The sequence below is a fragment of the Chitinophaga sp. W2I13 genome (assembly GCF_050434005.1).
Classification (GTDB): domain Bacteria; phylum Bacteroidota; class Bacteroidia; order Chitinophagales; family Chitinophagaceae; genus Chitinophaga.
This window is the reverse complement of the sequence record NZ_JBNPWD010000001.1, coordinates 2,950,078-2,976,136: the sequence shown is the minus strand read 5'-3', so window position 1 is coordinate 2,976,136 and position 26,059 is coordinate 2,950,078. Positions and strand designations below refer to the sequence as shown.

General features: G+C 46.3%; 24 protein-coding genes. 8 read left to right on the top strand and 16 right to left on the bottom strand.

Annotation, left to right across the window (positions count from 1 at the left end; all coding sequences use genetic code 11):
- The first annotated feature begins 118 nt into the window (after positions 1-118).
- From asnS to chrA, 4 genes are all read left to right on the top strand, one after another.
- On the top strand, positions 119-1,558 hold the full coding sequence (gene asnS, locus QFZ48_RS12185; protein WP_429042654.1) for an asparagine--tRNA ligase: 1,440 nt from the start codon (positions 119-121) through the stop codon (positions 1,556-1,558).
- A 403-nt stretch (positions 1,559-1,961) separates the two neighbouring features.
- On the top strand, positions 1,962-2,483 hold the full coding sequence (locus tag QFZ48_RS12180; RefSeq protein WP_429062444.1) for an ExbD/TolR family protein: 522 nt from the start codon (positions 1,962-1,964) through the stop codon (positions 2,481-2,483).
- A gap of 45 nt (positions 2,484-2,528) precedes the next feature.
- Positions 2,529-3,485, top strand: coding sequence for an isopenicillin N synthase family dioxygenase (locus QFZ48_RS12175; protein WP_429042659.1), 957 nt, complete (start codon positions 2,529-2,531; stop codon positions 3,483-3,485).
- A 355-nt stretch (positions 3,486-3,840) separates the two neighbouring features.
- Positions 3,841-5,001, top strand: a complete 1,161-nt coding sequence (gene chrA, locus QFZ48_RS12170; RefSeq protein ID WP_370908642.1) for a chromate efflux transporter — start codon at positions 3,841-3,843, stop codon at positions 4,999-5,001.
- Here the strand turns inward: chrA and QFZ48_RS12165 are convergent.
- Genes QFZ48_RS12165 through QFZ48_RS12145 form a run of 5 tightly spaced genes read right to left on the bottom strand, consistent with a single transcriptional unit; the run spans position 4,996 to position 10,150 of the window.
- The gene (locus QFZ48_RS12165) at positions 4,996-6,345 is read right to left on the bottom strand and encodes a sigma-54-dependent transcriptional regulator (protein WP_429062441.1); all 1,350 of its coding nucleotides are present in this window, start codon (positions 6,343-6,345) and stop codon (positions 4,996-4,998) included. The two genes, chrA and QFZ48_RS12165, sit on opposite strands and share 6 nt — an antisense overlap.
- Positions 6,346-6,361: 16 nt before the next feature.
- The gene (locus tag QFZ48_RS12160; protein ID WP_370908644.1) at positions 6,362-6,826 is read right to left on the bottom strand and encodes a DUF4199 domain-containing protein; all 465 of its coding nucleotides are present in this window, start codon (positions 6,824-6,826) and stop codon (positions 6,362-6,364) included.
- 27 nt (positions 6,827-6,853) lie between these two features.
- Positions 6,854-9,367, bottom strand: a complete 2,514-nt coding sequence (gene ligD, locus QFZ48_RS12155; RefSeq protein WP_429062437.1) for a DNA ligase D — start codon at positions 9,365-9,367, stop codon at positions 6,854-6,856.
- On the bottom strand, positions 9,364-9,660 hold the full coding sequence (locus QFZ48_RS12150) for a hypothetical protein (RefSeq protein ID WP_429062435.1): 297 nt from the start codon (positions 9,658-9,660) through the stop codon (positions 9,364-9,366). Before QFZ48_RS12150 ends, ligD begins: the two co-directional genes overlap by 4 nt.
- Positions 9,635-10,150, bottom strand: a complete 516-nt coding sequence (locus tag QFZ48_RS12145; RefSeq protein ID WP_429062433.1) for a Ku protein — start codon at positions 10,148-10,150, stop codon at positions 9,635-9,637. Before QFZ48_RS12145 ends, QFZ48_RS12150 begins: the two co-directional genes overlap by 26 nt.
- Before the next feature lie 108 nt (positions 10,151-10,258).
- Between QFZ48_RS12145 and QFZ48_RS12140 the strand changes: the two genes are divergently transcribed.
- The gene (locus QFZ48_RS12140; protein ID WP_370908647.1) at positions 10,259-10,606 is read left to right on the top strand and encodes a hypothetical protein; all 348 of its coding nucleotides are present in this window, start codon (positions 10,259-10,261) and stop codon (positions 10,604-10,606) included.
- Positions 10,607-10,624: 18 nt separating this feature from the next.
- Here QFZ48_RS12140 and QFZ48_RS12135 read toward each other — a convergent pair whose 3' ends face one another.
- The 4 genes from QFZ48_RS12135 to QFZ48_RS12120 form a co-directional block, all read right to left on the bottom strand.
- Positions 10,625-11,692 (bottom strand): DNA topoisomerase IB, encoded by a 1,068-nt coding sequence (locus QFZ48_RS12135; protein ID WP_429062431.1) that lies wholly within the window; start codon positions 11,690-11,692, stop codon positions 10,625-10,627.
- The gene (locus QFZ48_RS12130) at positions 11,685-12,551 is read right to left on the bottom strand and encodes an SDR family oxidoreductase (RefSeq protein ID WP_429042676.1); all 867 of its coding nucleotides are present in this window, start codon (positions 12,549-12,551) and stop codon (positions 11,685-11,687) included. Before QFZ48_RS12130 ends, QFZ48_RS12135 begins: the two co-directional genes overlap by 8 nt.
- A gap of 80 nt (positions 12,552-12,631) precedes the next feature.
- Entirely contained in the window at positions 12,632-13,186 is a 555-nt protein-coding gene (locus QFZ48_RS12125) for a ferritin-like domain-containing protein (protein WP_429062429.1), read from the bottom strand.
- Positions 13,187-13,218: 32 nt separating this feature from the next.
- Entirely contained in the window at positions 13,219-13,446 is a 228-nt protein-coding gene (locus tag QFZ48_RS12120; RefSeq protein ID WP_429042682.1) for a hypothetical protein, read from the bottom strand.
- A gap of 301 nt (positions 13,447-13,747) precedes the next feature.
- Here QFZ48_RS12120 and QFZ48_RS12115 point away from each other — a divergent pair, with 301 nt between their 5' ends.
- Positions 13,748-15,190, top strand: a complete 1,443-nt coding sequence (locus tag QFZ48_RS12115) for a sensor histidine kinase (RefSeq protein WP_429062427.1) — start codon at positions 13,748-13,750, stop codon at positions 15,188-15,190.
- A 61-nt stretch (positions 15,191-15,251) separates the two neighbouring features.
- A complete protein-coding gene (locus tag QFZ48_RS12110) occupies positions 15,252-16,694 on the top strand; it encodes an ATP-binding protein (protein ID WP_429062425.1) in 1,443 nt (480 codons plus the stop codon).
- A gap of 49 nt (positions 16,695-16,743) precedes the next feature.
- Here the strand turns inward: QFZ48_RS12110 and QFZ48_RS12105 are convergent, their stop codons facing one another.
- The 4 genes from QFZ48_RS12105 to QFZ48_RS12090 all read right to left on the bottom strand — a co-directional run bounded on the left by QFZ48_RS12105 (position 16,744) and on the right by QFZ48_RS12090 (position 20,903).
- Complete coding sequence (locus QFZ48_RS12105) at positions 16,744-18,180, bottom strand: sigma-54-dependent transcriptional regulator (protein WP_429042690.1); 1,437 nt, start codon at positions 18,178-18,180, stop codon at positions 16,744-16,746.
- A 72-nt stretch (positions 18,181-18,252) separates the two neighbouring features.
- Positions 18,253-18,621, bottom strand: a complete 369-nt coding sequence (locus QFZ48_RS12100) for a response regulator (protein ID WP_370908655.1) — start codon at positions 18,619-18,621, stop codon at positions 18,253-18,255.
- A 7-nt stretch (positions 18,622-18,628) separates the two neighbouring features.
- The gene (locus QFZ48_RS12095; protein WP_429062422.1) at positions 18,629-20,668 is read right to left on the bottom strand and encodes a glycosyltransferase; all 2,040 of its coding nucleotides are present in this window, start codon (positions 20,666-20,668) and stop codon (positions 18,629-18,631) included.
- Positions 20,634-20,903: a hypothetical protein gene (locus QFZ48_RS12090; RefSeq protein ID WP_429062419.1), complete on the bottom strand. Its 270-nt coding sequence runs from the start codon at positions 20,901-20,903 to the stop codon at positions 20,634-20,636. The genes QFZ48_RS12095 and QFZ48_RS12090 overlap by 35 nt, the downstream gene beginning before the upstream one ends.
- A gap of 430 nt (positions 20,904-21,333) precedes the next feature.
- Between QFZ48_RS12090 and QFZ48_RS12085 the strand changes: the two genes are divergently transcribed.
- Entirely contained in the window at positions 21,334-21,612 is a 279-nt protein-coding gene (locus QFZ48_RS12085) for a hypothetical protein (protein ID WP_079471254.1), read from the top strand.
- Positions 21,613-21,660: 48 nt separating this feature from the next.
- Here the strand turns inward: QFZ48_RS12085 and QFZ48_RS12080 are convergent, their stop codons facing one another.
- From QFZ48_RS12080 to QFZ48_RS12070, 3 genes are all read right to left on the bottom strand, one after another.
- The gene (locus QFZ48_RS12080; protein ID WP_429062418.1) at positions 21,661-22,683 is read right to left on the bottom strand and encodes an NAD(P)H-dependent glycerol-3-phosphate dehydrogenase; all 1,023 of its coding nucleotides are present in this window, start codon (positions 22,681-22,683) and stop codon (positions 21,661-21,663) included.
- 462 nt (positions 22,684-23,145) lie between these two features.
- Positions 23,146-24,531, bottom strand: a complete 1,386-nt coding sequence (locus QFZ48_RS12075; protein ID WP_370908658.1) for an efflux RND transporter periplasmic adaptor subunit — start codon at positions 24,529-24,531, stop codon at positions 23,146-23,148.
- Positions 24,532-24,556: 25 nt separating this feature from the next.
- On the bottom strand, positions 24,557-25,912 hold the full coding sequence (locus QFZ48_RS12070; protein WP_429042701.1) for a TolC family protein: 1,356 nt from the start codon (positions 25,910-25,912) through the stop codon (positions 24,557-24,559).
- Positions 25,913-26,059: the final 147 nt, after the last annotated feature.

The following is a 26,059-nucleotide window of genomic DNA, read 5'->3' as shown; positions in this document are numbered from 1 at the left end:
GTTTAACCCCTCTTTTTTAACATTTCCTTTGCAGTGGCATCCCGGAAAAAGGCCGGAACCCGTACTACCTACTATGAAGTTTTCCACTTATTTTTGCAGTCCTAAAATTATATATATTATGAGCCAAAGGGTGAAAGTCAAGCAAATCTTGTCAGACGACAAGGCGCATTACGAAGTTACAGTTAAGGGTTGGGTGCGTTCATTCCGCAACAACCAGTTTATAGCTTTGAACGATGGCTCCACCAATAATAATTTACAAATTGTAATTAATACTGAGGATACGGACCCCGCGCTGCTGAAGCGTATCACTACCGGCGCGGCTATTAGCGCCACCGGCGAAATTATACCATCCCTGGGTAAAGGGCAGAAAGTAGAATTAAAAGCTACCACCCTGGAAATACTGGGCGATTGTGATCCGGAAAAATACCCGCTGCAGCTGAAGAACAAGCCCAGCCTGGAATACCTGCGTGAAATAGCGCATCTGCGTTTCCGTACTAATACCTTCGGCGCCATCTTCCGGGTACGTCATGCACTGGCATTTGCAGTACACCGCTTCTTTAACGATCGCGGATTCGTATACCTGCACACGCCTATTATCACCGCTTCCGACGCAGAAGGCGCCGGTGAAATGTTCCGTGTAACCACGCTGGACATGAAAAACCCGCCCCTGACCGAAAACGGCGATATTGATTACAAAGAAGATTTCTTCGGTAAATCCACCAACCTCACGGTTTCCGGGCAACTGGAAGGCGAACTGGGTGCTATGGCATTTGGTGATATCTACACCTTTGGCCCAACTTTCCGTGCTGAAAATTCCAACACAGCCCGCCACCTGGCGGAGTTCTGGATGATTGAACCGGAAATGGCCTTCTATGAGCTGGAAGATAATATGGACCTGGCGGAAGCATTTATCAAGTCTGTTATCGGATATGTACTTGATAACAATCGTGATGACCTCGACTTCCTGGCTAACCGCCTCACCGAAGAAGATAAACAAAAACCACAGCAGGAACGCAGTGAGATGGGCCTGATTGAAAAGCTCGAATTTGTACTGCATAACGAGTTTGTACGTATTACCTACACAGAAGCCATCGACATCCTGAAAAACAGCAAGCATAACAGGAACAAGAAGTTCCAGTACCTGATCGAGGACTGGGGCGCCGACCTGCAGAGCGAGCACGAACGCTACCTGGTAGAAAAACACTTTAAGAAACCGGTGATCTTAACCGATTATCCTAAAGAGATCAAGTCTTTCTACATGAAGCTCAACGACGACAATAAAACCGTACGGGCAATGGATATCCTGTTCCCCGGCATCGGTGAAATGGTAGGCGGTTCACAGCGTGAAGAGAACTACGACAAACTGGTAAAACGTATGGAAGAAATGCACGTACCAGTAGAAGAACTAAGCTGGTACCTGGATACCCGCCGTTTTGGTACCGCACCACACGCAGGCTTTGGCTTAGGCTTCGAACGCCTGATGCTGTTTGTTACCGGCATGACGAACATCCGCGATGTAATCGCCTTTCCGCGGACCCCGAAGAGTGCGGAGTTCTAGCGGATTTTGTCTTTCTCGCTGATTACGCTGATTATACTGATTACTTTGATTTTACTTTTTGATTTTTTAAAGGATTTTATAGATGATTAAGGGAGATAGAAGCGTTCTGCTTTTGTCTCCCTTCTTCATTTTTCTCATCTTATTAATCATCTTAAAAAAATCAAAAAGTAAAATCAAAGTAATCAGTATAATCAGCGAGAAAGACAAAACCCGATCTTATCTCCCCGAAATACCTTACAACAAATGGTTGGAAAATCAGTGTAATCAACATAATCAGCGTAATCCTGAGCCAAGACAATTTAAAAGCGCCGAAGGCGCCCCGTATTTATGGAAACCCGCCGCCGCCGCATCTATAACAATGAAAGCGCTTTCAACCAATTTCGTTTAACCTAAACCGTTATATATGGCTGAAATGAACACTGCTCCGCAACAGGGTAAAAGGGGAACCCGCAGCAATAAAAAATCCACACGTGTAGATATGATACCTATGGTAGATCTGGGCTTCCTGCTGATCACCTTTTTTATGCTCACCACCACCATGGCCAAACCCAAAACAATGGATTTGATTATGCCAAAAGACGATGGGGATCCGATGTCGTTGCCGGCAAAAAAAGCGCCGACTGTAATCCTTGGTCCGGACAACCGTATTGCCTGGTATGAAGGTATTGGCGACGATCCCGCTATGCCGCCACAGGTACACTATAGCAGCTATGCCAATCACAATGGTATCCGGGAGGTGATCATGGCAAAGAAGGCTGCCGTGTATGAAGCTTTCCATAAAAACGAACTGATGGTACTGATCAAAGCACACCAGGCGTCGAACTATAAAAATGTGGTGGATATGATGGATGAAATGCTCATCAATAAAGTAGACCGCTACGCCGTGGTGGATATTAACGATAAAGAGGCCGGCTACTTCAAATGAGCTATTTTTCCCTACCTTTATCGCTCCAAAACAACAATTCAAAATATGGCAACTACCCACTCTATCCCCTCAGTGGACCTTGCAGACTTCACTTCCGGAGATGCAGGGCGAAAAGCAGCCTTTGTGCAGCAGTTAGGTAAGGCTTATGAAGAAGTTGGTTTTGTAGCGGTAAAGAATCATGGGATTCCTGACGATCTGATTGCAGACCTCTACAAATACGTACAACAATTCTTCCAGCTCCCCGCTGACACCAAACATCAGTATGAAATTCCGGAGCTCGCCGGGCAACGCGGTTATACCTCCTTTGGTAAGGAACACGCCAAAGGTTATGACGCGCCGGACCTGAAGGAATTTTTCCAGTTTGGGCAAACGGTAGAGGACAACGATCCTATCAGCTCCGAATACCCTGCCAACGTACAGGTGGCGGAAGTGCCGGAGTTTACGCCTACCTTCTTTAAAGCATACCGGGGATTTGAGAAATCCGGCAGGTACCTGTTACAGGCTATCGCCCTGTTCCTGGGACTGGAGGAAAACTATTTTGATGATAAAATCCATAACGGTAATTCTATCCTGAGAGCCATCCATTATCCTCCTATTACGCAGGAGCCGAAATCGGCTATCCGTGCGGAGCAACATGAGGATATCAATCTCATCACTTTACTGGTGGGCGCTTCTGCCGATGGCTTGCAGATCCTGGATAAACAAGATAACTGGGTACCGGTTACCTCGCTGCCGGAACAGATTGTAGTAAATGTGGGAGATATGCTGCAGCGGTTAACGAATAACCGTTTGAAATCAACCACACACCGGGTGGTAAATCCTCCCCGCGAAATGTGGAATACTTCCCGCTATTCGATTCCCTTCTTCCTGCATCCTAAATCCAATATGAAACTGGACAGCCTGGAAAGCTGCGTTACTGCAGAGCACCCGCTGGCATATGAGCCCATCACCGCCGGCGAGTACCTGGATGAACGCTTACGCGAAATAGGTTTGAAAAAATAAAGCTATTACATAGCAAAGTCCCGGTAAAATTGTTTACCGGGACTTTATAAATATCCTGCGTATAAGCAAGTTTCTTCTTTAACGGTTCTTCCTGATATGGTTATTCTTTAGATCCGAACATTTTTCATGCCGGTGGGTGATTAACCTGTCTGACAAACTGATACAACGGACAAAAGGCCATATTCGTTATAATAGTCACCGATATTACAAGTATTGTGCCTTTATTGTTTTGGGGATTTCCGATATTAGCAGCACCGTTGTATTTTGTCCGGATATTTGATTACCTTATAACCTGTCCAATCGGCATACACTAAAATAAACTGTGCTTCTACGTCATATACCTTTTCTTAAAGCTGTGCTATTACATAGCATCACTGCCTACGGAGGCCCGCAGGGTCATCTGGCCATGATGATGAAAACATTTGTACAGCAACGGAAGGATGTAACGGAACAGGAGCTAATGGAATACAATGCTTTCTGCCAGCTGCTTCCCGGTGCTTCTTCTTCCCAAACCCTTACCTTAATCGGCTATAAGCGCGGTGGCGCGATACTGGCTATTATTACCCTGCTGATATGGATTTCTCCGGCCTGTTTGATCATGGGCTCCCTGAGTTTCCTGTTACAATATTTCGGCAAAAATGCCCTTCATACTGATATCTTTAAGTACGTACAGCCGATGGCGGTAGGCTTCCTTGCTTATGGCGGCATCCGTGCTTTCCGGATCAGTATTAACAGTATGGCAACATTTGCCATCATGGTGGTATCCATGTTCACCGCTTTCTTCCTGAAATCGCCATGGACCTTTCCTGCACTGATTATACTGGGCGGTATAGTTTCCAACTTCAGTAACAAGCGTATTCCCGGGGTGGCAGAAAAACCACGTAAAATACAGTGGGGCAATATCTGGTTATTTGTGTCGCTGTTTATACTCGCCGGGGTCCTGTCTGAGCTGGCGCGTACCCATGAATGGATAACGCGGCGTCCTTTTAACCTCTTTGAAAACTTTTACCGTTTCGGCAGCCTCGTATTTGGCGGTGGCGATATCCTGATTGCCATGATGCTGGAACAGTATGTAACGCGCGCAAAATCGCAATACCTTTCTGCGGAGGAACTGCTTACCGGCGCCGGTATTATGCGGGCGCTCCCTGGTCCTACCTTTTCCATTTCCGCCTATGTTGGCGGTATGGCCATGCGTAACCTGGGTATGGGATACCAGTTCCTGGGATGTATTATAGCGCCTATCGCTATCTTCCTGCCCAGCCTGTTGCTGGTATTGTTTTTCTTCCCGATCTGGAACAACCTGAAAAGATACGTGGTGATATACCGTGCCCTGGAGGGGATCAATGCGGTGGTAGTAGGCATTATGTGGGCAGCCACTTTTATTCTCTTCTTTGTAATCCCGGTCAACTGGTACAACCTGCTGATCATGGCCAGTACGCTGGCACTGCTGTGCCTTACCAAGGTGCCCTCGCCCTTTATCGTACTGGCGTGCCTGTTATTAGGCTGGCTGTTATGATGCGCTGATATTGTATTCCTTAATTTTGTTGTAAAGGGTGGTTAAACCGATGCCCATCAGTTCTGCCGCCCTGGTTTTATTGCCTTTGGCGTGGGCCAGCACACGGATAATATGTGCTTTTTCCATATCTGCCAGTTTAAGGGAAGATGCATCTTCCGCGTTCCCCTGCTGGAAATCGAACGGCAGCACGGGCGTATCCAGGATATCCGTATCCGTTAGGATGGCCGCTCTCTCAATTACATTACGCAGTTCGCGGATATTTCCCTTCCAGCTGTGTTGTTGCAGCGCGTGCAGGAAGGCGGGCGTCATCCCGGTGATACGTTTATTCATCTTTGGCGCTATCTGCTGAAGAAACCAGGTAGCCAGCAGGGGTATATCTTTCCGCCGCTCGTTCAGTGAGGGCAGGGATATCTGGAAAGCAGACAACCGGTAGTAGAGATCGGAACGGAAATGCCCGGCAGCGATTTCCTGCTCCAGCTGCCGGTTGGTAGCGGCGATGATCCGCACATCCGTTTTAGTGGGTTTTGTTTCCCCTACTTTATAAAACTCCTGTGTTTCCAGTACGCGGAGCATTTTAGCCTGCAGTTCTATGGCCATCTCCCCTATTTCATCCAGGAAAATGGTGCCCCCGCGGGCTTCTTCAAAAAAGCCTTTTTTGTCTTTTACTGCGCCGGTAAAGGCGCCGGCTACATGCCCGAATAATTCGCTTTCGAGGATTTCTTTACCAAAGGCGCTGCAGTTAACGGCTACAAAGGGTTGTTGCTTCCTTTGGCTTCCCTGGTGTATGGCCTGTGCAAATACTTCCTTACCGGCGCCGGTTTCACCCAGCAGAAGTACCGTCATATCCGATGGCGCTACTTTTTCCGCTAAAGCAATAGCGGCGTGTATTTCAGGGGACTCCCCCAGGATGCTGCCGAAATTATATTTACCTCCGATTTTCTTTTCCAGGTCGCGGATGCGGAATTGCAGGTGCGCTTTATCCATTGCTTTGCTCACCAGCGGGAGGATCCGGTTGTTATCGTCTCCTTTGGTGATATAATCGAAAGCGCCGTTTTTAATGGCCTGTACCCCATCGGCGATGTTGCCATATGCCGTAAGTACAATGGTTTCAATTTCGGGGTACCTGGCGCGTATCTGCTGTACCAGTTCCACCCCGTTGCCATCCGGCAGCTTTACATCAGACAGGATCACCTGTACTTCCTCTTTCTCCAGGATTTTTAAGGCGGACCTTATATTGCCCGCCTCATGAAGTGTATATCCTTCTAGGGCCAGCAGGCGGCTTAAAAGCTTGCGGAGCTGGTCCTCATCATCGATTATTAAAATATGGCCTTTAAACATAGCCATGCAAAGATAATAGTTCCTATGGCTTCCGTGATTTATCTGTTTTCTGGTTTGCCTTAAACACCAGCCCGCCGAGTAAGGCGGCTACCACACCCACAAAAAGATTTACAAACAATACATTTCCCAGGAAATAGATCCAGAAATTTCCTTTCACCGTATCTTCTTCCACCAGCGTGTGCGAAGGATTACCACCCACCACCAGGTGAAATATGAGCAAAAAAACAGCATATATAATGGTGGCAATAAGCGTAGTACGCCACCCCATCGTAAAGGCCGACGTGGCAGATGTTTTATCCTTATGCACCCTGTTGTAATGGATAATGGAAATCAGCACACCGAGGAACATGATAAGGTTACCAAAATATCCCATCCATAAATTACCGTATAACTTTGTTACATAAAAAATCAGGGTAAAAACGATGCATATTGCTCCAAGAATGAAACCATATGCCGGTAATGATTTTGAAGATAAAGGCTTTTCCATGACATCAGTTTTAAATGAACAAAATGATCAGGCGTGCGCATTGCTTTCTATTTCACGGATCACTTTACGCAGGTCATTTTTAACACTTTTAATATCGTGCCACAAGTCGCCAACTTCGTTTATACGTTCCAGTGAGTTGTGGATGTTAAAATCGCTGATACGGAGCTTTTCATTTACCTCTTCCCACAGGAGCGGCATAGACACGGTAGCACCGGGTTTGGGACGGGCAGAATAAGGAGACGCTACAGTTTGTCCCTTGCTGTTCTGCAAAAAATCGATATACACTTTTTTATTCCGGGCAGATTTGGCGCGAACCACACTGGTGCTTTTCGGCAACTCCTCATTAACATGCCGTGCAATATATTCCGCAAACAGCCGGGTAGCTTCATAAGGATGCCTGGCCGATGTGGGCACATAAATATGTAAACCGGTAGAACCGGAGGTTTTACAGAAAGAAGTGATATTGAAACTGTCCAGCATGTTTTTGATATGCAAGGCCGTTTCCACTACATATTTAAAGTCAATATCTTCCGGATCAAGGTCCAGTATCATAAAATCCGGTTTGTCGAGGCTAAGCAGCCTCGACAGCCAGGGATTTATTTCTATACACCCGAGGTTAACCATATAGGCCAGCGTAGCTTCGTTGTTACACACCAGGTAATCTACATCTTTTCCGGTGGAATCTGCCCGCAGCGGCACGCTCTTTATCCATGCCGGGGCCTGCCCCAGGTCGAGATCTTTCTGGTAAAAAGAAGGTCCCTTGATGCCGTTGGGAAAACGATGCAGCGACAGGGGCCTGTCTTTCAGGTGCGGCAGAATATATTTTGCCACCGACAGGTAGTAATCGATCAGTTGTCCCTTTGAGATCTGCTCATCCGGCCAGTATAATTTTGTTTGATTGGTGAGGGATACTTTCTTGCTGTTGAGCGTGAGGGTGCGTTCTTTTTCAATAGTAGTAGCCATATTTATCTTTTTTGCTGTTTCAGGATGTACTTCTTTTGCCGGCTTGTCTTCCCGCAGGCCGAGGAAAACCGGTTGCCGCAGATGTCCGTCGCCGGTCCATTCCTGGAATTTTACTTCACACACCAGTTCCGGCTTTACCCAGGTAACGGGCATATTGGTACCCACCTTTTCGGAGAAGGGTGACGTTTTAGTGATTAACGGCTGCAGCTGCGTGTATAGCTGCGCGATAGTGGCTTCATTTAATCCACCTCCACAGTGCCCGATATATTTTAGTTTTTTGTTTTCATACATTCCCAGCACCAGGGCGCCTATTTGTTTCCGGCTGCCGCGGGGCGCGGTATAGCCGCAGATCAAGGCTTCCTGCTCGTTCACAATTTTTATTTTCAGCCATGCCATTCCTCTTCTGCCCTCTTCATACACACTGTCTGCTTTTTTCGCGATGATGCCCTCCCACTCTCGTGTACGGGCTTTCTCAAAAAAGTTTATTCCTTTTTTAAGCACGTGCGGGGAAAAACGGATGGTTTTATCATTTAACTCCGTTATCACATCTTTCAGCAGGCTTTTCCGTTCCAGCAGGCTCAGGTGCTGCAAGTCGTTCCCATCCAGATGAAGCAGGTCGAATACCACATATGCCAGTTTTCCCTTACCTGTAGTCCTGTAGTTTTGCAGCGTTTGAAAATGGGATTTGCCCTTATTATCCAGTACAATAATTTCTCCGTCCAGCACCACATTATGCGAAATTTTCTCCACGGCAGCCACTACCGCGGGATAGTCTTCATTAAAGGACTTCTCATTGCGGGAGTACAAATTTGCCTGATGGTTTTCCACACTGGCAATGGCCCGGTAGCCATCCCACTTGGTTTCAAAGAGCCAGTCGTTGCCATCAAACGGTTCACTGACAAGGGTTGTCAGCATTGGTTTATATACTTTTTTTATTTTCCGGGCGGCGCGGGGTGTTTTATTTTTCACTTCAACGCCGGCTACTGCTGATTTTTTTTTTGCCACCTTCGTGGCAGCTTTGTTTTTTTCACCCTGTGCTTTTATTCTTTCCGGCGTATAGTCTTCGCTGTTATATTCATCAACGGCGTATTTATCTTTGTGTTTGATCAGCAGCCAGGCATTTTCTTCGCGGCCTTTCATCTTTACCAGTGCAAATTCTCCTTTTAGCTTCTTTCCCTTCATTACAATTTTCAGATCGCCGGATTTCAGCTCCCGGAGGGCTTCTTTATCAAAACTTTTCCCATCGGGATTCATCAGCTCAAAGGTGCCTTTGTCCCAGATGTACACGGTACCTGCACCGTAATTCCCTGCGGGAATGGTGCCTTCAAAATCCTTGTAATCGTAGGGATGATCTTCCACTTCCATTGCCAGCCGTTTATCTGCCGGATTCATGGATGGTCCTTTTGGTATTGCCCAGCTTTTTAGCACGCCATCCACTTCCAGCCTGAAATCATAGTGCAGCCGGGAAGCATGATGCCGCTGTACCACGAAAATGTGTTTCCCTGCCACCGGCTTACCTGTAGCAGGTTCAGTAGTTTCCGTGAAGTTTCGTTTCTTTTTATATTCCGACAAACTCATGATGCGCGTTTTTTGGTGGCCGGTTTACCTCCGAGGCTGGCTTTTAGCTGATCGAACAGGTTATCGCTCTTGGTGTGCACCACGCGCATTTTCTTCACCACCGGCTTTTTACCACCGGCTTTGGCCTTTATAATTTTCAGGAGTTCCGCCTTGTATTCATCTTTATACTGGCTGATATCAAATTCGGTGGTGTATTGTTTTACCAGTTCTATGGCCATATCCAGCTCTTTCTTAGCCAGTTTTACATGCGTTGGCAGGGTAAGGTCCTCAGCGGAACGGATTTCTTTCCGCAAAGCGGAGTTGTTGCAACAGCAGGTAATTTTCCCGTGGCCGGATCACCGCCAGGTGTTCCTGGCTGCGCAGTACAAACCGGCTGATGCCTGCTTTACCCGTTTTCTCGAGGGTTTGCTGCAGCAGGGCGTATGCTTTTTCGCCTCCTTTGGCGGGTTCAATGAAATAAGGATTTTCAAAATAGATGTCGTCGATCTCTGTTTCTTCCACAAAAGACTCTATTTCGATGATTTTACTTTTCTTAGGACTGGCTGCTTCAAAATCTTCATCTTCCAGGATAACATACTCATCTTTATACAGATAGCCCTTTACGATCTGCTCCCAGGGCACTTCCTTGCCTGTATTTTCATTGATGCGCTGGTATTTGATGTGCGCCCCGTTTTTGCTGTCCAGCATGTCCAGGTCCAGGCGGCTGTCCTGGGTAGCGCTGAATAGTTTTACCGGGATGTTTACCAACCCGAATCCTATGGATCCTGACCATATAGCTCGCATAAATTTGATAGTTTTGGTATTAAATAAAAGTTAACACAAATGGTACCATGATCTTAAAACATCGCGGCATAACTTTTGGTTTTTTAAGTTTAACTAAAACCTTTATTTATGGAAAAGCCAGGCGAAATGACAACTTTATCAAGGGTATTGGAGAAGCTGCATGAAAAAGGATTTGATCACGAGTTAAAGATGAGTGATCATGGCAGGTTGCAGAATACGGATGAGCAGAAAATCTATAACCCGGAAGACCTGACTATCATTAAAACCTATCGTTTTGAGGGAGAGTCAGATCCTTCAGATTCCTCGATTTTATATGTAATGGAAGACCAGGAAGGCAATAAGGGCTATATACTGGATGCGTATGGCGCTTACAGTTCACACGAAGAGGCAGGTTTTGACGAATTTATCCAGAAGATCAAAGTAGAAGACAGAGAAGATCAGCTGATATTTGGGTAGCCCGCTATGCAGGCGCCTTTACCTGCTGCCGGCTTCCTTCAGAAATTGCATGAGTAACTTTTCATCCGCATGTAACCCGCCACTGGCGGGTTTATTGCGTTTAGCCCGCAGCTGTTGCAGCCAGGGTTCCAGTTCCCCGGTTTCGTAGCTGTTAAGAACCTGCGGATGAATGTAATACTTTTTGCACACGGCGCGGGTATTCCCCAATTTGCCCGCCACACCGTCTATTATCGCTACAATGTTCCGGCGGCATTCTGTAATGGATTCAAAGGGTGTAAGGTCTGCCAGCAAATTTAATGCGTTTACGGTACCTGCCCAGGTACGGAAGTCTTTACAGGTAAATTCATTGTCGGCGCAGCACTGTTTTATATACTCATTTACCTCCCCTGAATCGAGGGCTTTATGCTCACCGTTTTCATCGTAATACTGAAACAATACCTGGCCGGGAATATCCTGCACTTTTTTCAGCAATTTTGCGAGCGCGGCGTCATGGAGTTCTATTTTATGCTCCACTCCTTTTTTTCCGCGGAACCGGAAAAAAGCGGTGTTGCCATTGATCCTGACATGCTTATCCCGCAGGGTGGTAAGACCATGCGAGCCATATAACCTTTCATAGGAGGCGTTGCCCACCCGGATAAGCGTTTCCTCCATCACAGATAAAGCAATTGCAATGACTTTGTCTTTATCCAGCGAGGGCCGTTTCAAATCTTCGTGTATACGTTTCCGTATCCCCGGCAACTTTTCACCAAATTGGAGGAGGCGATAGTATTTGGTTTCATTACGGGCTTTGGCCCAGTCGAGATGATACCGGTACTGTTTACGTCCTTTTACATCCGTGCCGGTGGCCTGCAGGTGGCCATTGGCCCAGGTACAGATCCATACATTTTCCCAGGCGGGCGGCAGCACCAGTTTCCGGATGCGGTCCAGCACTTCGGGATCTTTCACTGTTTTGCCGTTGGGGTCGAGGTAGACGAAGTCTGTCCCTTTACGAACACGTGTATACCCTGGTGCGTCTGCTTTCACGTACCGGAGCTTCACTGATCTGGCTACGGCCACGGGGTCTGTTATCAGATCTATGCTAACCATTTACGATCTCCCCTCCATTGGGATGCAGGATCTGACCGGTGAGGTAACTGGCGTCATCGCTGGCCAGGAATACGTAGCAGGGGGCTACTTCCACGGGTTGGCCGGCGCGTTTCAGGGGTACGTCTGTCCCAAACTTTGCCACTTCCTCCGGGGTAAAAGTGGCGGGAATGAGCGGGGTCCAGATGGGGCCGGGCGCCACGCCGTTTACCCGGATGCCTTTTTCAGACAGGGAAGCGGATAAAGACCTTACAAAAGAAACGATGGCTCCTTTGGTGGAACTGTAATCGATAAGATGGCTGCTGCCGCGGTAAGCCGTTACGGAGGTGGTACAAATGATACTTCCGCCTTTGGGAATATACGGCAGCGCTGCTTTTGTAAGATAAAAGTGCGGATAAATGTTAGTTTCAAAAGTTTTATGCAGCTGGGCGGCACTGATATCTTCGATACTTTTCTGCGGGTATTGTACAGCCGCGTTGTTTACCAGGATATCTATCTTCTTAAACTTCTTTATCACTTTCTTAATAATATCGTTGCAATGCTTTTCATTGCTGATATCGCCGGCAATGAGCATGCATTCGCGGCCTGCGAGAGTAATGTGTTCGCAGGTGGTTTCAGCGTCTGTATGTTCGTTAAAATAGGCAATGGCTACATCTGCGCCTTCTTTGGCAAAAGCTACGGCTACTGCCCGGCCAATGCCGCTGTCGCCGCCGGTGATAAGGGCCACCTTATTGTACAGTTTGCCTTTTTTCACGTGGTCTTTTTCGAACACCGGTGCGGGGCTCATGACCTCTTCCAGTCCGGGTTGTACGGATTGTTTCCGGGCGGGCCTCACTGGTTTTTTGGGATTGGATTTTTGCATAGTATCAGGTTAAAAAAAGTCCCTGCGTAAACAGGGACTTCCGCAGTTTTCATTTAACAATTATACAGGTTATCGTTAACCTATTCTGCCGCAGCTTCCTCGTTTACAGTAGATTCAGCTACTTCTGTGAGCAGGCTGTCAGCGTTCTTTTCTTCTTTTAAAGTTTGCTCCAGTAATTTAGCTACCTGTGAGTGCCCCATTACATTGGCCAGCGTACGTAAGCTGCCATAGGCAGAAATTTCGTAGTGTTCAATTTTCTGCGAGGCAATGATAATACCGGCGTCTCTTACGGCAGTATCGGCATCGGTATCTGCTACCACTTCCTGTCCTTCAGCTATCAGGCCTTCCATGGCCTCACATTTTTTTGCCTGTGGTTTTTTACCAAGTAATTCAAATACCTGTTCCAGGCGGGCTACATGTTCTTTGGTTTCTTCCAAATGGTTGCCGATACATTCGCTCAATTCTTCCGAGGTAGCAGCTTTCTGCATTTTGGGCAGTGCTTTTACCAGGTTTTTTTCTGCCCAATAGATGTCTTTCAGTTCATCCATAAACAGTTCATGGAATTTGGATTCCGGCATTTTTTCACTGCCTGCTTTTCTTGCGGTGCCGTTGCCGGCGGATTTAGTGGTAGGCATTGTAACAGATTTTTTTTTAGATGAAAGAATAGTTAATGTTTATCAGGTGATTGTCTTCTAAAAGCTTCTTCTTTTTCCTCTATAGCCTGCGGATTAGCTGGGGTATGAGGTGTATCCCTGTCCGGTATTTCCTGTGGGATGGGTTCAATTTCCGGCTTGTCTGGCGGCGGTTGAACCGGTGTCGGGTTTTCTTTTCCCGGCTGTTGTTTATCTGGAGTTGGATCAGGGATCGGCTGTTTATTTCTATCCGGATTATTCATAACTCACAATTTTATTGATGAAGAACTATTGTTAGTTATCCAAAGTTCATTCCACTAACTGAACAGGCTATTTTCATTGCGGAAGCAACTTCCTAAAACCCGCTACAGAACGGCGTTTAAAGGCATCCGCGTCTCTGCGGTAACATTGAGGCAGGTGTGCTTACATTGCTTGTAGAATTTACCGGCATTCTGTGGAATATGTTGCTCAGAAAGACCTTCACGGAAAAAGGATATTTTTTAGTAGCGAAATTCAGGCAGAAATAGTAACTTGAAATGCTTTCTCAAGATCTCATACATACAGATGCATTTTTCAGTACACAAGAAAATCCGACTCGGGTTTTTCATTGCATTTACCGTTATCGTGGCGGCCTCGGTATTTTCGTACCTGGTGGCAAAGAACCTGCTGGACAATGCCGGCAGGCTTAATCACGCCATTGAAGTTTCCAAACGGCTGGAGGTAATTACCCGGCAACTCAAGGAGGCGGAAGCCGCCATCAGGGGATATGCCCTTACAAAAGACAGCGCCTTCCTGGATCCCAGTATGCAGGAACGCAGCAACAGGATTGAGCGGGAATATCTCCTGCTCCGGCAAATAACCAACGATAACCCGGTTCAGCAAAGACACCTGGATACCCTCCGTAGGCTGCTGGCCATCAAATACCAGCAACTGCAACTTGGCGGAGAAAATTCCACCCAGCCGAAACAGCTTTCCAATGTTAAGGAAGGCGAAAAGTCCATGGATCTCATCGATAATAAGGTGCGCGATATGATCCGGATTGAAGAAAGCCTGGTACAGGAGAAATCGGAACTGTTTCATTTCTTTGCGGTGATGTGGGTGCCCATGATCCTTATTTCCTCGCTGGTAGCCATCCTGATAGGCATCTATTCTTATATCACCCTCACCAGGGAATTCAAATTGCAGCTGCATATTGAAAGCCGGATGAAATCCTATCAGCGTGATCTGCAACAAAATATCTCCCTCCTGAATAAAACCAACCAGGAGCTGGAGCAGTTTGCCTATGTAGCCTCGCATGACCTCCAGGAGCCGTTACGCAAGATATCGACCTTCAGTGACAGGCTGCAGATGAAATATAAAGACCAGCTGCCGCCGGATGCCACACAACTGATAGACCGTATGGTGTCGGCCGTTTCCCGGATGCGGGTACTGATCAATGATCTGCTCATCTTTTCCAGGGCTGGCCGCATTACCCCGGAAAGCATCACTCCAGTGGATATGACCAAACTGCTGCAGGAAGTGATCAGCGACCTGGAGGTTACTCTTGAAGAGAAGAACGTGCAGATCAAATATGACCAGCTGCCGGTAATAGAAGGCAGCGACACTTCTTTTCACCAGCTGTTCCAGAACCTGCTGGCCAATTCCATTAAGTTTGCCAGCCCGGACAGGCGCCTCGAAATCAATATCCATCACGAGGTGGTAACCGGGAAGGAATTGGGCATCGTAAAAGAAAGCCGGTGGAACGATTCTTACTGCCGTATCAGCCTGGACGACAATGGTATTGGATTTGAGCAGGCTTATGCCGACCGGATTTTTCTCATTTTCCAACGGCTACATGGCATCAGCGAGTATTCCGGCACAGGAATCGGACTGGCCATCTGCAAAAAAATTGTAGACAGCCACAATGGCTTCATACAAGCCCACGGAGACCCGGGGAAAGGCGCGTCTTTTGTTATTATCCTGCCCCTGCAACAGAGAAACCGGAATGATGAACCTGCGGAGCAATAAAGGTTAGCACCTTTATTGCTGTGAATTTTGTCACAAATTGCAAAACTCCTAATCTATTGCGATGAGCGAGCGCCCGATACACATTTTAATGATAGACGATGATGAAGACGATTTCTTTCTCGTAACAGAATTACTGCATGATATTTCACCCGGCCAATATGTGCTTGAATGGGCTTCTACCTATCAGAAGGGACTGGCTGCCATAGAAGACAATACGCACGACGTATTCCTGGTAGATTACCGGCTGGGGCCCAATACGGGTATTGATATCCTTCGAAGGCTGCATCAGATGCATCATCAGCCGCCGGTAATTATGCTTACGGGTAAAGGCGATTATAACATCGACCGGGAAGCAATGCAGGCCGGCGCCTACGATTACCTGGTGAAAGGAGAAATGACCGCCGACCTCCTGGAAAGGTCCATCCGGTACGCGCTCGATGAATTCAACCATCGCCGGTCTATTGAGGAAAGTGAGAAAAAATACTATGGCATTTTCGAAAAGGCACATGACCTGATTGTGCTGGCCGATTGCGACCGGAATATTATCGACGCCAATCCCGCAGCATTAAGAACGCTTCAATACAACCGGGAAGAAATACTAAAACTGCACCTGCGGGATCTCTTTATCTCCAAAGATCAGAGTGAAAATTTTCTGAATAACATCTGCAACAGCGGCATTGCCAATTTACAGGAATATGATTTCAAAACTGCCGACAACAAAAAACTGGTGGTGCTGATCAATGCCGTAATGCTGGACGAAGCGGCACAGATATTCCTTTGTGTGATCCAGGATATTACTGAGAAAAAGAGAGAAGAACAGGAGAAACAACACCAGGAAAAATTTGTAATCACCGGGCGTATTGCCAGGGTGATAGCACATGAAGTAAGAAACCCGCTCACCAATATACTGCTGGCCGTAAGCCAGTTCAAAGAAGAAGAAGCGGTGGTGGCAAACGATGATACACTGATGTATACAGATATCATTGAGCGCAACTGCACACGTATCAACCAGCTGATTACAGAACTGCTGCACAGCACCCGTATGATTGAACTGCATATGGAACCGGTGGGGATCAACAACCTGATAGAGAAAGCGCTGCTGCTATCCGGCGACCGGTTACAACTGAATGAAATCCGTGTGGAAAAAAACCTGGTATCACCGGATGTGATCATTAATGCCGATGAAGAAAAAGTTGTGATTGCCTTACTGAACATTGTTATCAACGCCATTGAGGCGATGGTGCCGGGGAAAGGTGTACTCACCATCACCACTATGCTTAACCAGGATAAGGCAAAGCTGATGATCCGCGACAATGGCGCTGGCATACCGGAAGACAAGCTGGCGCGTTTGTTTGATCCTTTCTATACCAGTAAGTCGAAAGGCACTGGTCTTGGCTTAACCAGCACGCAGAACATTTTACTAAATCACAAAGGAACTATACATGTAGATAGTGAGCCTGGAAAGGGAGCGGTATTTACGATTGCAATACCCGCTATCGGATAATTTATTCCCCGGGAGACGGCTGTTTCCCGGGGAATAAACATTTATTTGATCAATAATTTATATTCAGCAACCGTAATTTGTTATACAGGGTTTTACGGTCGATATTCAACACCTGCGCTGCTTTTGTTTTATTATACTTCACTTCTTTCAGCACATTTATAATCTTATTGTATTCTGCCTGGAGGGCTACTGTTTTAAGGTCATTGTCGTTGGAAAGAAGCGCCAGTTCACCGGAAACATGTACTTCTTCCGGGATCTGGTTAAAAGATTCTTTCATTTCCAGCGGCAATGCAATCATGGTAATATCTTCCGTTTCAGGTGTAAGCAAACAGGCTCTCCTGATCACATTTTTCAGTTCGCGGATATTACCGGGCCAGTTGTATTGCTGGAAGCAGTCCCATACTTCAGAAGAAATTTTACCGCATGACTTATCCAGTTCCCTTTCCACCTGGTCTACAAAGGCGGTAGTGAACAGTGGCAGATCTTCGCGGCGTTCCCTCAAAGGCGGAATATAAATGGTGAACTCATTGAGGCGATGGAACAGGTCTTCCCTGAACTTACCGCGCTGCACGGATTCAGAGAGCTTTTCGTTGGAGGCTACAATGATACGTACATCGATCGGTATTTCTTTCAGGCTTCCCACCCGGCGAATTACCTTTTCCTGTAACACGCGTAACAGGGCCACCTGTATATCGTACGATAAATTGGAGATTTCATCCAGGAACAGGGTGCCGCCCTGTGCCTGTTCAAAAGCGCCTATTTTGGTATTGATAGCGCCGGTAAAAGAGCCTTTTTCATGGCCGAACAATTCACTTGCGGCCAGTTCTTTGGAGAGGCTACCGCAATCCAGCGCAACAAACGGCTGCTGGTTTCTTTTACTGTGATGGTGAATAAGATGCGCCACGGATTCCTTACCGGTACCGGTTTCCCCGAAAATGATGACGCTGTAATCGGTGGGCGCCACCAGTTTGATTTGTCTTATTAATTCCTTCGCACCTTCGCTTTCACCGTATACATATTTATTGTTCTTGTCGTCCTGGTTACGGGACAGTAATGTTTCCCGGACTTCTTCGGGTTCACTGCCCGACTCCACTGGTCTGGATGCGCGCCTTTCCTGTTCCGCCTCTTTATGGGCGAAGGCCTTATGTACGAGGTTGAGAATTTCATCCGGGTACAACGGTTTGGAAAGATAATCATATGCACCATTTTTCACCATTTCCACAGCTACTCTTACATCTGTGTAACCTGTAATAATGATAACAATGGTTGAAGGATTGATCTGATGGATATCCTGCAGCAGTTGTGCACCATCGGTGTCTTTCAGCCTGTAATCACAGAGTACAAGGTCATAGGTTTTTTCTTTCATCATTTTAAGTGCAGCACCACCCGTCATGGTGGTGTCTACATCAAAACCATGTTTCCCGAGAAATTTACTCAGGAGTGTACAGATATTAATTTCGTCGTCTATTATTAGAATATTTTTCATACTTCTTTAATATGTGGTAATTGGCAACAGAATAGCTGGTTAAAATTACTGATTATAACCAAGAGGGCCTTATCAGCTTTTTATTTTGATACTATCGATCAGTTCATCAACGTTTTTGAGACTGAAAGGTTTAGCCAGGAAAAAGGCGGCTCCGGCTTTCAGTGCTGTTTGCTTTTCCATCGCATTGTCATAGGCGCTGATGGTGATTACAGGTAACGTGGGACAACGTTCCTTGATCACCGGCAAAGCCTCAAGGCCCGATCCGTCGGGCAGGTGGATGTCCAGAAAAAGGAGATCAGGCTGATGTTTGAAAATTGACTTCATTCCTGCCTCCAGTTCATGCACATACTTCACATTATATCCATGACGTACAAGCGTAAGTTGCAATAATCTGCATATATCAGGCTCATCATCTATAATCAATATGCTGGGATACTTCATGTTATTCTCAGTTGTAGCCAAGTCTGACTGGTGCCAGGCTGTTTTGTTTCGGTGTAACATACTTATGTTTATTCCATTGTTCCATTAATAATCTGGCAATCAGGTAACATACAGTCGACTCGGCGCCCTGATTCTGGTTTATATTATTTTTCTCCAGTCCGTCGTAGCAACCGTAAGTTAATGGATTATAAACAAGTTGTTTCAGGTGATTATTCCCTAAATACCAACTGAATGCCAAACGCATCTTTTCCAAATATGATTTATTTTTTGTGGTGTTATAAAACGTATTTAAAGCCAGCATAGTATAGGCTACTTCTATAGATTGTTCGCCACCATCTTCCTGTTGCTGGGTGTTATTCCTGTGGTACCATGTTTTATTGCTGATCACCTTCATATGACTGTCTGTAAAGGTTTTGCTGCAAAGGAAGGTCAGGCTGTTTTCCGCGGTTCTGCGGTAAGCATCAATCCCGCTTACCTGGTAGGCCATCATCATTGCCTCAGGCAATACGGCGTTACCGTAGGTGAGATAGGATTCGTACCAATGCCAGGTTTCATCTGCTTCCTGTTTGTAATGATCATACAATTTTGCAGCCAGATGTTGCAAAATTTCCACTGCCTTGCCACCGGGTTTATAAGAAAGGAAATAATACAGTCCTTTGATGGTGAATGCCATCGCCCTGGGTGATTTCAGTGATTCCATCCAGTTGAAGCATTTGTTGAATATGGCTGATACATCCTGCACTGCATCAAAGGGCAGGTGATGATGCGATGCAAGGGCATACCCCAGCGCCCATACAGCACGCCCATTGGCGTCTTCCAGGTTTACTTCCTCATTCATTTTATTAAACTGACGGTCGATATCCACATAATTAAGGAATTTCCCCGAAGGCTGCTGACAGTAAGCGATAAAGTCGATGTACTTACGGGTCAGGGAGTTGACGAAGCTGCTGGAATTTAATTCGCTGCTGTACATGCAGGTAGCAATAAGCGCCCTTGCGTTGTCGTCCAGGGTATATCCGAAAGCAGGGTCCGGGATGTCATGCTTGGAAAACTGCAGCATACCGATTTCGTCGGTCATACGATCGATGTGATCGAGGTATGGCGGCGGCAGGTTGGGCAGGATCTTGTCTTCTGCCAGTGCTTCGCTGATCACGCTCATGTGTGCAATGGCCACGTTTTCCCAGATGGAGTTGCGTGTTTTTTCAATGGCCGACTGGCTCATCTGCGCACGTAGCTCCGGATTGCCGAGCAGCGGTATCGCGCATGCAGCAATTTGTTCCGGGTTATTGAAATCTACCAGGCAACCGGCGCCATCTTCCAGCATTTCGCGTGCCTGCACAAATGATGTGGAGATCACCGCGCAACCGGCGCTCATGGCGTAAACGAAAGTTCCGCTTACTGCCTGATGCGGATCTTTTGACGTAAAAAGGTAAATATCTGTAAGAGATAAATAATCGAGTAATGTTTTCAGGGAAAGATAATTATTTACGAATCGTACATTGTTTTCCAGGCCGAGTTCCTGTACCAGTTGTTCCAGTGACTCGCGGTATTTTTCTCCTTCACGGGAGCATACTACGGGATGGGTTTTCCCTAGCACCAGGTAAATGGCGCCGGGATATTGTTTTACAATATCCTTCATGGCCCTGATGCCTGTTTCGATGCCTTTGTTTTCGCTGAGCAAACCAAATGTGCTCAGTACCATCCTTCCTTCCACATTGTATTGTTTCTTCAGCGCATCCACATCTTCCACGATATGCGCGTGTGTACCGTGTGGTATATGCACAATCTTTTCAGCCGGCACATGATATACCTGCTGCAGTAAGGTGGCAGACGAGCGTGTCATTACAATCACTTTTGCGGCGAGTGCGCTGATCAGGCTTACTACCTTAGTGCATTTATGATCGGGATAAGGCAGCACGGTATGGAAACGTACCACGAAAGGTTTATCCAGTAAGGAAAGCATGGCCAGGAGGTTATGACCGTATTCTCCACCATACAGGCCAAATTCGTGTTCAAAACAAACCAGGTCTATTTTTGTCGTTCTCATTTATTTTCTGTGCAAAATCAATGCACTCGTCAATATCAAACGGGTTCACTGAATAAGTAACTGGTATTTCTTTCATATTGGCAGGTTTGCCTGCTTCTTCCAGTGCTGCCACCTCAATATTCAGATTACCGGCAAAATTCTTATTCATTGCGTTTACCAGGTCCTGTGCAAAAGTTGCAATTCCACATTCCCGGGGCGGGTAAGAAGTAACAAAAAGCAAGGTTCTAATCTTCATGGTAAAAATTTTATACTACGCAGTTAACAAGTAACCAAGTCCTCAATTTTCCGGATCGGGACATAGGATGTTTCAAATATCAATCCAATGCCTGCTGTATTAGGTTTCAGGGGATTGGGCTATCAGAAAGTGTAGAAATAATTCTACACATATTGTCCCGTATCCACAGGTAGAAGGCGTGAATAAAATAAAGTCGGGCCATTTACATTTGATTAACAGTCAATGTAATCATAATTATTTATAATTGTATTACAATTTGCCCGAAATAGTGGTAATTCGGGATACATATAGCAACATTATTATCGTAATTGGTAATCAATAATGTTTCTTTGTCCATTTCAGCTTATTTTAGCTGAAGTAAGCACCCAAGCTACCATGTGAAGCGCAAATTTTAACCATTCCATTTTCTCATTTAAACCCAATCGCCGTTATGCGAAACATTGCATGTACATTTAATGTAGATGGTGTTCCAACCAAAATCAGTTTGAGGAAACTCCCACGGCAAAGGCGCTTTCAAGCCATTATTGACCGTAATATCACGGAATATATCATCTCGGACGAGACCAATGAGATTGAGTATTACGAGGGACCGGTGTTAAGCGAGTATCTTTTCACCCGGATTGCCAGTCTTATTAAGCAGTATTTCCCGAATGTGCGGGCAATTATGAAGATCGGGGAAGATAATTATGAGGACTACGATGATTTTTAAGCGACTGGCAAACGGCTGTTAGCCCGGGAAGACTAACAGCCGGCCATTTTATATAAACCCTTTTTCAAGGGACAGGAACGCCTCTGAAGGATGCACCTGCTGCCATAAGATAGCATATACAGCCTGGGCAACCGGCATATATGCCCCTATATTCCTGTTCATTTCATGCATACATTTGCTGGCGTAATAACCTTCTGCGATCATATTCAGTTCCAGCTGGGCCGCTTTTACGCTGTACCCTTTCCCGATCATATTGCCAAAAGTACGGTTACGGCTATGCAGTGAATAGCAGGTAACCAACAGATCGCCCAGGTAAGCGCTGGCGCTGTAATTATGCACTACCGGCTCCGTTCCGGCCACCGCCGCTTTCTGTTCTTCATATTTTTCGAGGAAACTTTGCATTTCCCGGAAACAGTTGGTAATAAATACGCTGAGGAAGTTATCTCCATACTCCTGCCCGTGTGCAATACCGGCGCCCATGGCGTAAATATTTTTAAGTACCGCCGCCAGCTGTACGCCAATCACATCGGTGTTTACAATTGTTTGCAGGTAGCTGCCGGTAAATTTATCGGCGATAGACTGGGTAGTGTCCAGCTGAGCGCCGGAGAAGGTAAGGTAAGACAGCTTTTCGCTGGCTACTTCTTCCGCATGGCAGGGGCCTGTAATCGTAAAATACCGGCTTGCCGGTAAATTGAATTGTTTGAGAAGATATTCTCCTATCAGGTCGTTGGTACTTGGTACCAGCCCTTTAATCGCAGAAATGACCTCTTTATTGATCAGTGCATCGGCGGGTAACATGCCTAACACATCTTCCAGAAAAGCACTGGGCACAGCCAGCACCAGCTCATCGCAGGCCGCCACTACTGCTTTTACATCACTACTGAGGCTTAGCAGGCTGGTATCGAAATATACGGAGGTGAGATAATGTTTATTATGATGACGCAGCTGCATATGACGTATGGTGACTTCATTCCTTATCCACCAATGTATATGATGTCCGTTATCTGTCAGGATCTTAGCCAGTGCAGTAGCCCAGCTGCCACTGCCTATAATTCCAATGCTCTTGCTCACAATGCAAATTTTTATGCAATGTAATTAAAAAGCAATAAAGCATTTTTGCTGAAGCGGAGGTTGTCTTTCCCGCTGATTACGCTGATTTTGCTGATTACCACGATTTTTATTCTTTTTCTTTTGGAGATGGGGTAATTAAAGAAGTGGGGGAAGATGATGTACGTGATGCTTTGCAGTTGCTTTTACCATGCTTTGGAGATACTTTGAACATGCCTTTGATGTGGAGATAACATGGAGCTGAGGTGGAGGTGAGGTGGACTTGATCGGTAAGATGGTGGTAGTCAGTTTGTTGCACAGGGTTTTGGTGCGCTGCTTAGACGCGCTTCGAGGAAACTCGTATTGTATATCAATGTTTTATACATTTTTCAAAGAAAAAACTGATCAGCGAAAACACCAAAAAAGAGGTCGTTTTTCTTTGTTGAAAAACGACCTCTTTTTTTATATGAAAGTTGTGTAACTGCGTTATTTTGCCTGCCCTTCAAACAGTTCGGCCTTTGGTACTACTTTTACTTTTTTGCCATTTTCGAGGGTACGGGAGATGGCGGTATAAGGAGCGCTGATCACCTGGTCGCCGGCTTTCAGGCCGGAAGTGATCTGGATCCAGGCGTCGTCCTGTACGCCGGTTTTAACGGGTACCATTTTAACGGTACCATCTTTCTGCAGTATAAATACCACCTCGTTCAGCACGGGTTTGGTATCGGCAGAAGAGCCGGGGGTAGTATTATCCTGTACCGGCGCCGCTTTCTTTTTGTCGTCCTTTCCTTTGGTAGAATCGGCGTCGCGGGTAGTTACGGAGTTAATTGGGATGGCCAGTACATTATTTACATGCCTGGTTTGAATATCCACACTGGCACTCATACCAGGGCGGAAGGGATACGTTTTCTTGTTCTTATCAAGAAGATCCTGGTAGCTTTCCTGCAGGATGCGGATATGTACAATGTAGCTGGTTACCTGCTCTGCGGAGGATGCGGTGCTTACCGTAGCTGTGGCGGCGCCTTTGCTGGAGCTGGCAATTTGTGTTACAATACCTTTAAATTCCCGGCTGTTATATGCATCCACTTCAATAATGGCAGTATCGCCGTATTTTACTTTTGGAATATCGTTTTCGCCCACGTCTACCTGTACTTCCATGGTGTTCATATCAGCGATACGCAGCATTTCGGTACCGGTCATTTGTGCAGTACCCACCACGCGTTCTCCTTTCTTTACAGACAGCAGGGAAACGATACCGCCCATGGGAGCGGAAATGGTGGTACGACCCAGGTTTTTATTGGCTTCATTCAGGTTGGCCTGCGCACTGGCAACGGCAAACTTGTTTCCGTTGATCTGTTGCACAGCCGCGTTATAATCTGCCAGGGAGGCGAGATAAGTTGCTTCGGCTGTTTCAAACTCTGATTTGGAGATTACTTTCTGGGCAAGGAGTTCTTTGTTCCTGTTGTAGGCAGCCTTGTTTTGATCAAGACGGGCCTTAAAGGAGTTCAGCGCCGCAGCGGAGTTGGCCAGCTGCGCCTGCGACTGGCTCATGGAGGCCGCCGCTTTATCTACCATCGATCCGTAGATATCTGCGTATATACGTGCCAGTACCTGCCCTTTTTTTACGGAGTCGCCTTCCAGGATGGGAAGGTCTGTGATTTCGCCGGAAACGTCGGAGCTTACTTTTACTTCTATTTCAGGATAAATTTTACCGCTGGCGGTAACCACTTCTATAATATTTCTATTAGAAGCATTGTCTACAGCAACTTTAAGTCCTTCTTCCTTACCAATTACCCCGGCCGCTTTAAGCACCAGGAACAAAATAACGAGTGAACAAAGTATGCCTATGAACCAGTAAAGTTGTTTCTTCTTCATAAAGCAATTTAATTTCCCGGAACGGCTACAGTGATATTTTCTGATCCCGGTAGAATTCCAGCAATTTCATTTTAAATATGTAATCGTATTGAGCAAGCACCTTGTTTACCTGCGCATTATACAATTTACTTTGCGTTGTGATATAATCAATGGTGTTCATTAATCCGAGGTTGAAGCGTTTGGTGGCAAAATCATACGCTTTCTGGGCCGCCATTACGCCTGTGGCAGATGCATTATATTTCTGTAAGGCCGCTATTGCATTGGCATGGGCGGTATAAATATCCTGCCGGAGTTTCTGGTGATCCAGGTCGCGGATCAGTTCCTGGCTGTATACATTTATTTTAGCCCTGGCTACAGTGGTACGTTGCTGCCAGCCATTAAAAATAGGTATGTTAAGCGTTAATCCAATATTTTTCCGGTAGGTGTTGCTGATCTGATCATGAAACGGCAGCACCTTTGTTTGCGCAATATCCTCATAATAGTTATTGGCGTAGTAGGTACTGAGGCCGCCGCTTATGCTCAGGTTGGGATACAACTGCGCTTTGGCCGCCTGGTATGCTTTGGCGGCGCTCTGGATCTTCAGTTCATCCGATTTTACCAGCGGATAGTTGGTTAAAGCGGCGCTGTACACCATTTCCGGCGCCATTTCCTGCAAGGCAGATAATGGCAGGGAAGAAATATTTTCAGGTACATCCGGTTTAAAGGGGATCTCAAATCCGAGGTTGAGATAAGCCTTCATCTGGAGAATGGCCAGGGTCACGTTGTTCTGGGCGGTTACCAGGTTACTGCTGTCCAGTGCCAGTTGCGCTTCCAGGTCGGCCTGGTTGCTTTCGGGTACGGAACCTGCAATAACCAGTTTCTTGGTATTATCCAGGTTGGAATTGGTCAGCCGGACGTTTTCTTCGTTTACTTTCTCTGTTTGAATATTGAGCAGTATCTGCAGGAAAGCAGTGGCCACGTTAAACGCGAGGTCATTCCTGGCTTTTTCCAGCAGGAAGCTATTGGCCTGTGCATCCAGTTTGTTGGCGGCAATTGTTTTTTGCTGATAAAACCAGCTAAAAAGGTTCGCCTGCATATTCAGGTTACCACTGGAGTTAAACACGGTTTGGTTAACATACTGGTTATCTCCCAGGCTGGCGCTTCTACCATCCGTATACCCTCCTGTTACTGACCCGCTGAAACCGGGGATCATTTGCAGGCGGCTTTGCTGTAAAGTGAGATCTGCCAGGCGTTTTTGTACTTCCTGTTGTTTAACTGTCAGGTTATTTTGCAAGGCATAATCCACACAACGTTGTAAACTCCACGTATCCTGCGCATCAGCGGATGTTATGTTAGCAAACAATAAAATCAGGATTACTCCTGCTATTCGGGATATTCTCATAACATTCCAAAAATATAATAATTGTGATGATACTTTTCCACCCTTCTTGATAGAAGGCAAAAATTTAGTAGGTATGGCAGTATACCTCACTAATTGAGTGTACAACATAATCTTTTTTTTACAAATTCTTAAAACTGATCCGCCTTT

Coding starts and splice junctions, on each gene's coding strand:
- QFZ48_RS12075 (WP_370908658.1), bottom strand. CDS start 24,531: ATGAAGAAGAAACAACTTTACTGGTTCATAGGCATACTTTGTTCACTC.
- QFZ48_RS12120 (WP_429042682.1), bottom strand. CDS start 13,446: ATGAATAATCCGGATAGAAATAAACAGCCGATCCCTGATCCAACTCCA.
- QFZ48_RS12180 (WP_429062444.1), top strand. CDS start 1,962: ATGGCTGAAATGAACACTGCTCCGCAACAGGGTAAAAGGGGAACCCGC.
- QFZ48_RS12125 (WP_429062429.1), bottom strand. CDS start 13,186: ATGCCTACCACTAAATCCGCCGGCAACGGCACCGCAAGAAAAGCAGGC.
- asnS (WP_429042654.1), top strand. CDS start 119: ATGAGCCAAAGGGTGAAAGTCAAGCAAATCTTGTCAGACGACAAGGCG.
- QFZ48_RS12110 (WP_429062425.1), top strand. CDS start 15,252: ATGAGCGAGCGCCCGATACACATTTTAATGATAGACGATGATGAAGAC.
- QFZ48_RS12130 (WP_429042676.1), bottom strand. CDS start 12,551: ATGCAAAAATCCAATCCCAAAAAACCAGTGAGGCCCGCCCGGAAACAA.
- QFZ48_RS12115 (WP_429062427.1), top strand. CDS start 13,748: ATGCATTTTTCAGTACACAAGAAAATCCGACTCGGGTTTTTCATTGCA.
- QFZ48_RS12085 (WP_079471254.1), top strand. CDS start 21,334: ATGCGAAACATTGCATGTACATTTAATGTAGATGGTGTTCCAACCAAA.
- QFZ48_RS12100 (WP_370908655.1), bottom strand. CDS start 18,621: ATGAAGTATCCCAGCATATTGATTATAGATGATGAGCCTGATATATGC.
- ligD (WP_429062437.1), bottom strand. CDS start 9,367: ATGAGTTTGTCGGAATATAAAAAGAAACGAAACTTCACGGAAACTACT.
- QFZ48_RS12145 (WP_429062433.1), bottom strand. CDS start 10,150: ATGCGAGCTATATGGTCAGGATCCATAGGATTCGGGTTGGTAAACATC.
- QFZ48_RS12095 (WP_429062422.1), bottom strand. CDS start 20,668: ATGAGAACGACAAAAATAGACCTGGTTTGTTTTGAACACGAATTTGGC.
- QFZ48_RS12140 (WP_370908647.1), top strand. CDS start 10,259: ATGGAAAAGCCAGGCGAAATGACAACTTTATCAAGGGTATTGGAGAAG.
- QFZ48_RS12090 (WP_429062419.1), bottom strand. CDS start 20,903: ATGAAGATTAGAACCTTGCTTTTTGTTACTTCTTACCCGCCCCGGGAA.
- QFZ48_RS12175 (WP_429042659.1), top strand. CDS start 2,529: ATGGCAACTACCCACTCTATCCCCTCAGTGGACCTTGCAGACTTCACT.
- QFZ48_RS12160 (WP_370908644.1), bottom strand. CDS start 6,826: ATGGAAAAGCCTTTATCTTCAAAATCATTACCGGCATATGGTTTCATT.
- QFZ48_RS12070 (WP_429042701.1), bottom strand. CDS start 25,912: ATGAGAATATCCCGAATAGCAGGAGTAATCCTGATTTTATTGTTTGCT.
- QFZ48_RS12105 (WP_429042690.1), bottom strand. CDS start 18,180: ATGAAAAATATTCTAATAATAGACGACGAAATTAATATCTGTACACTC.
- QFZ48_RS12165 (WP_429062441.1), bottom strand. CDS start 6,345: ATGGCTATGTTTAAAGGCCATATTTTAATAATCGATGATGAGGACCAG.
- QFZ48_RS12135 (WP_429062431.1), bottom strand. CDS start 11,692: ATGGTTAGCATAGATCTGATAACAGACCCCGTGGCCGTAGCCAGATCA.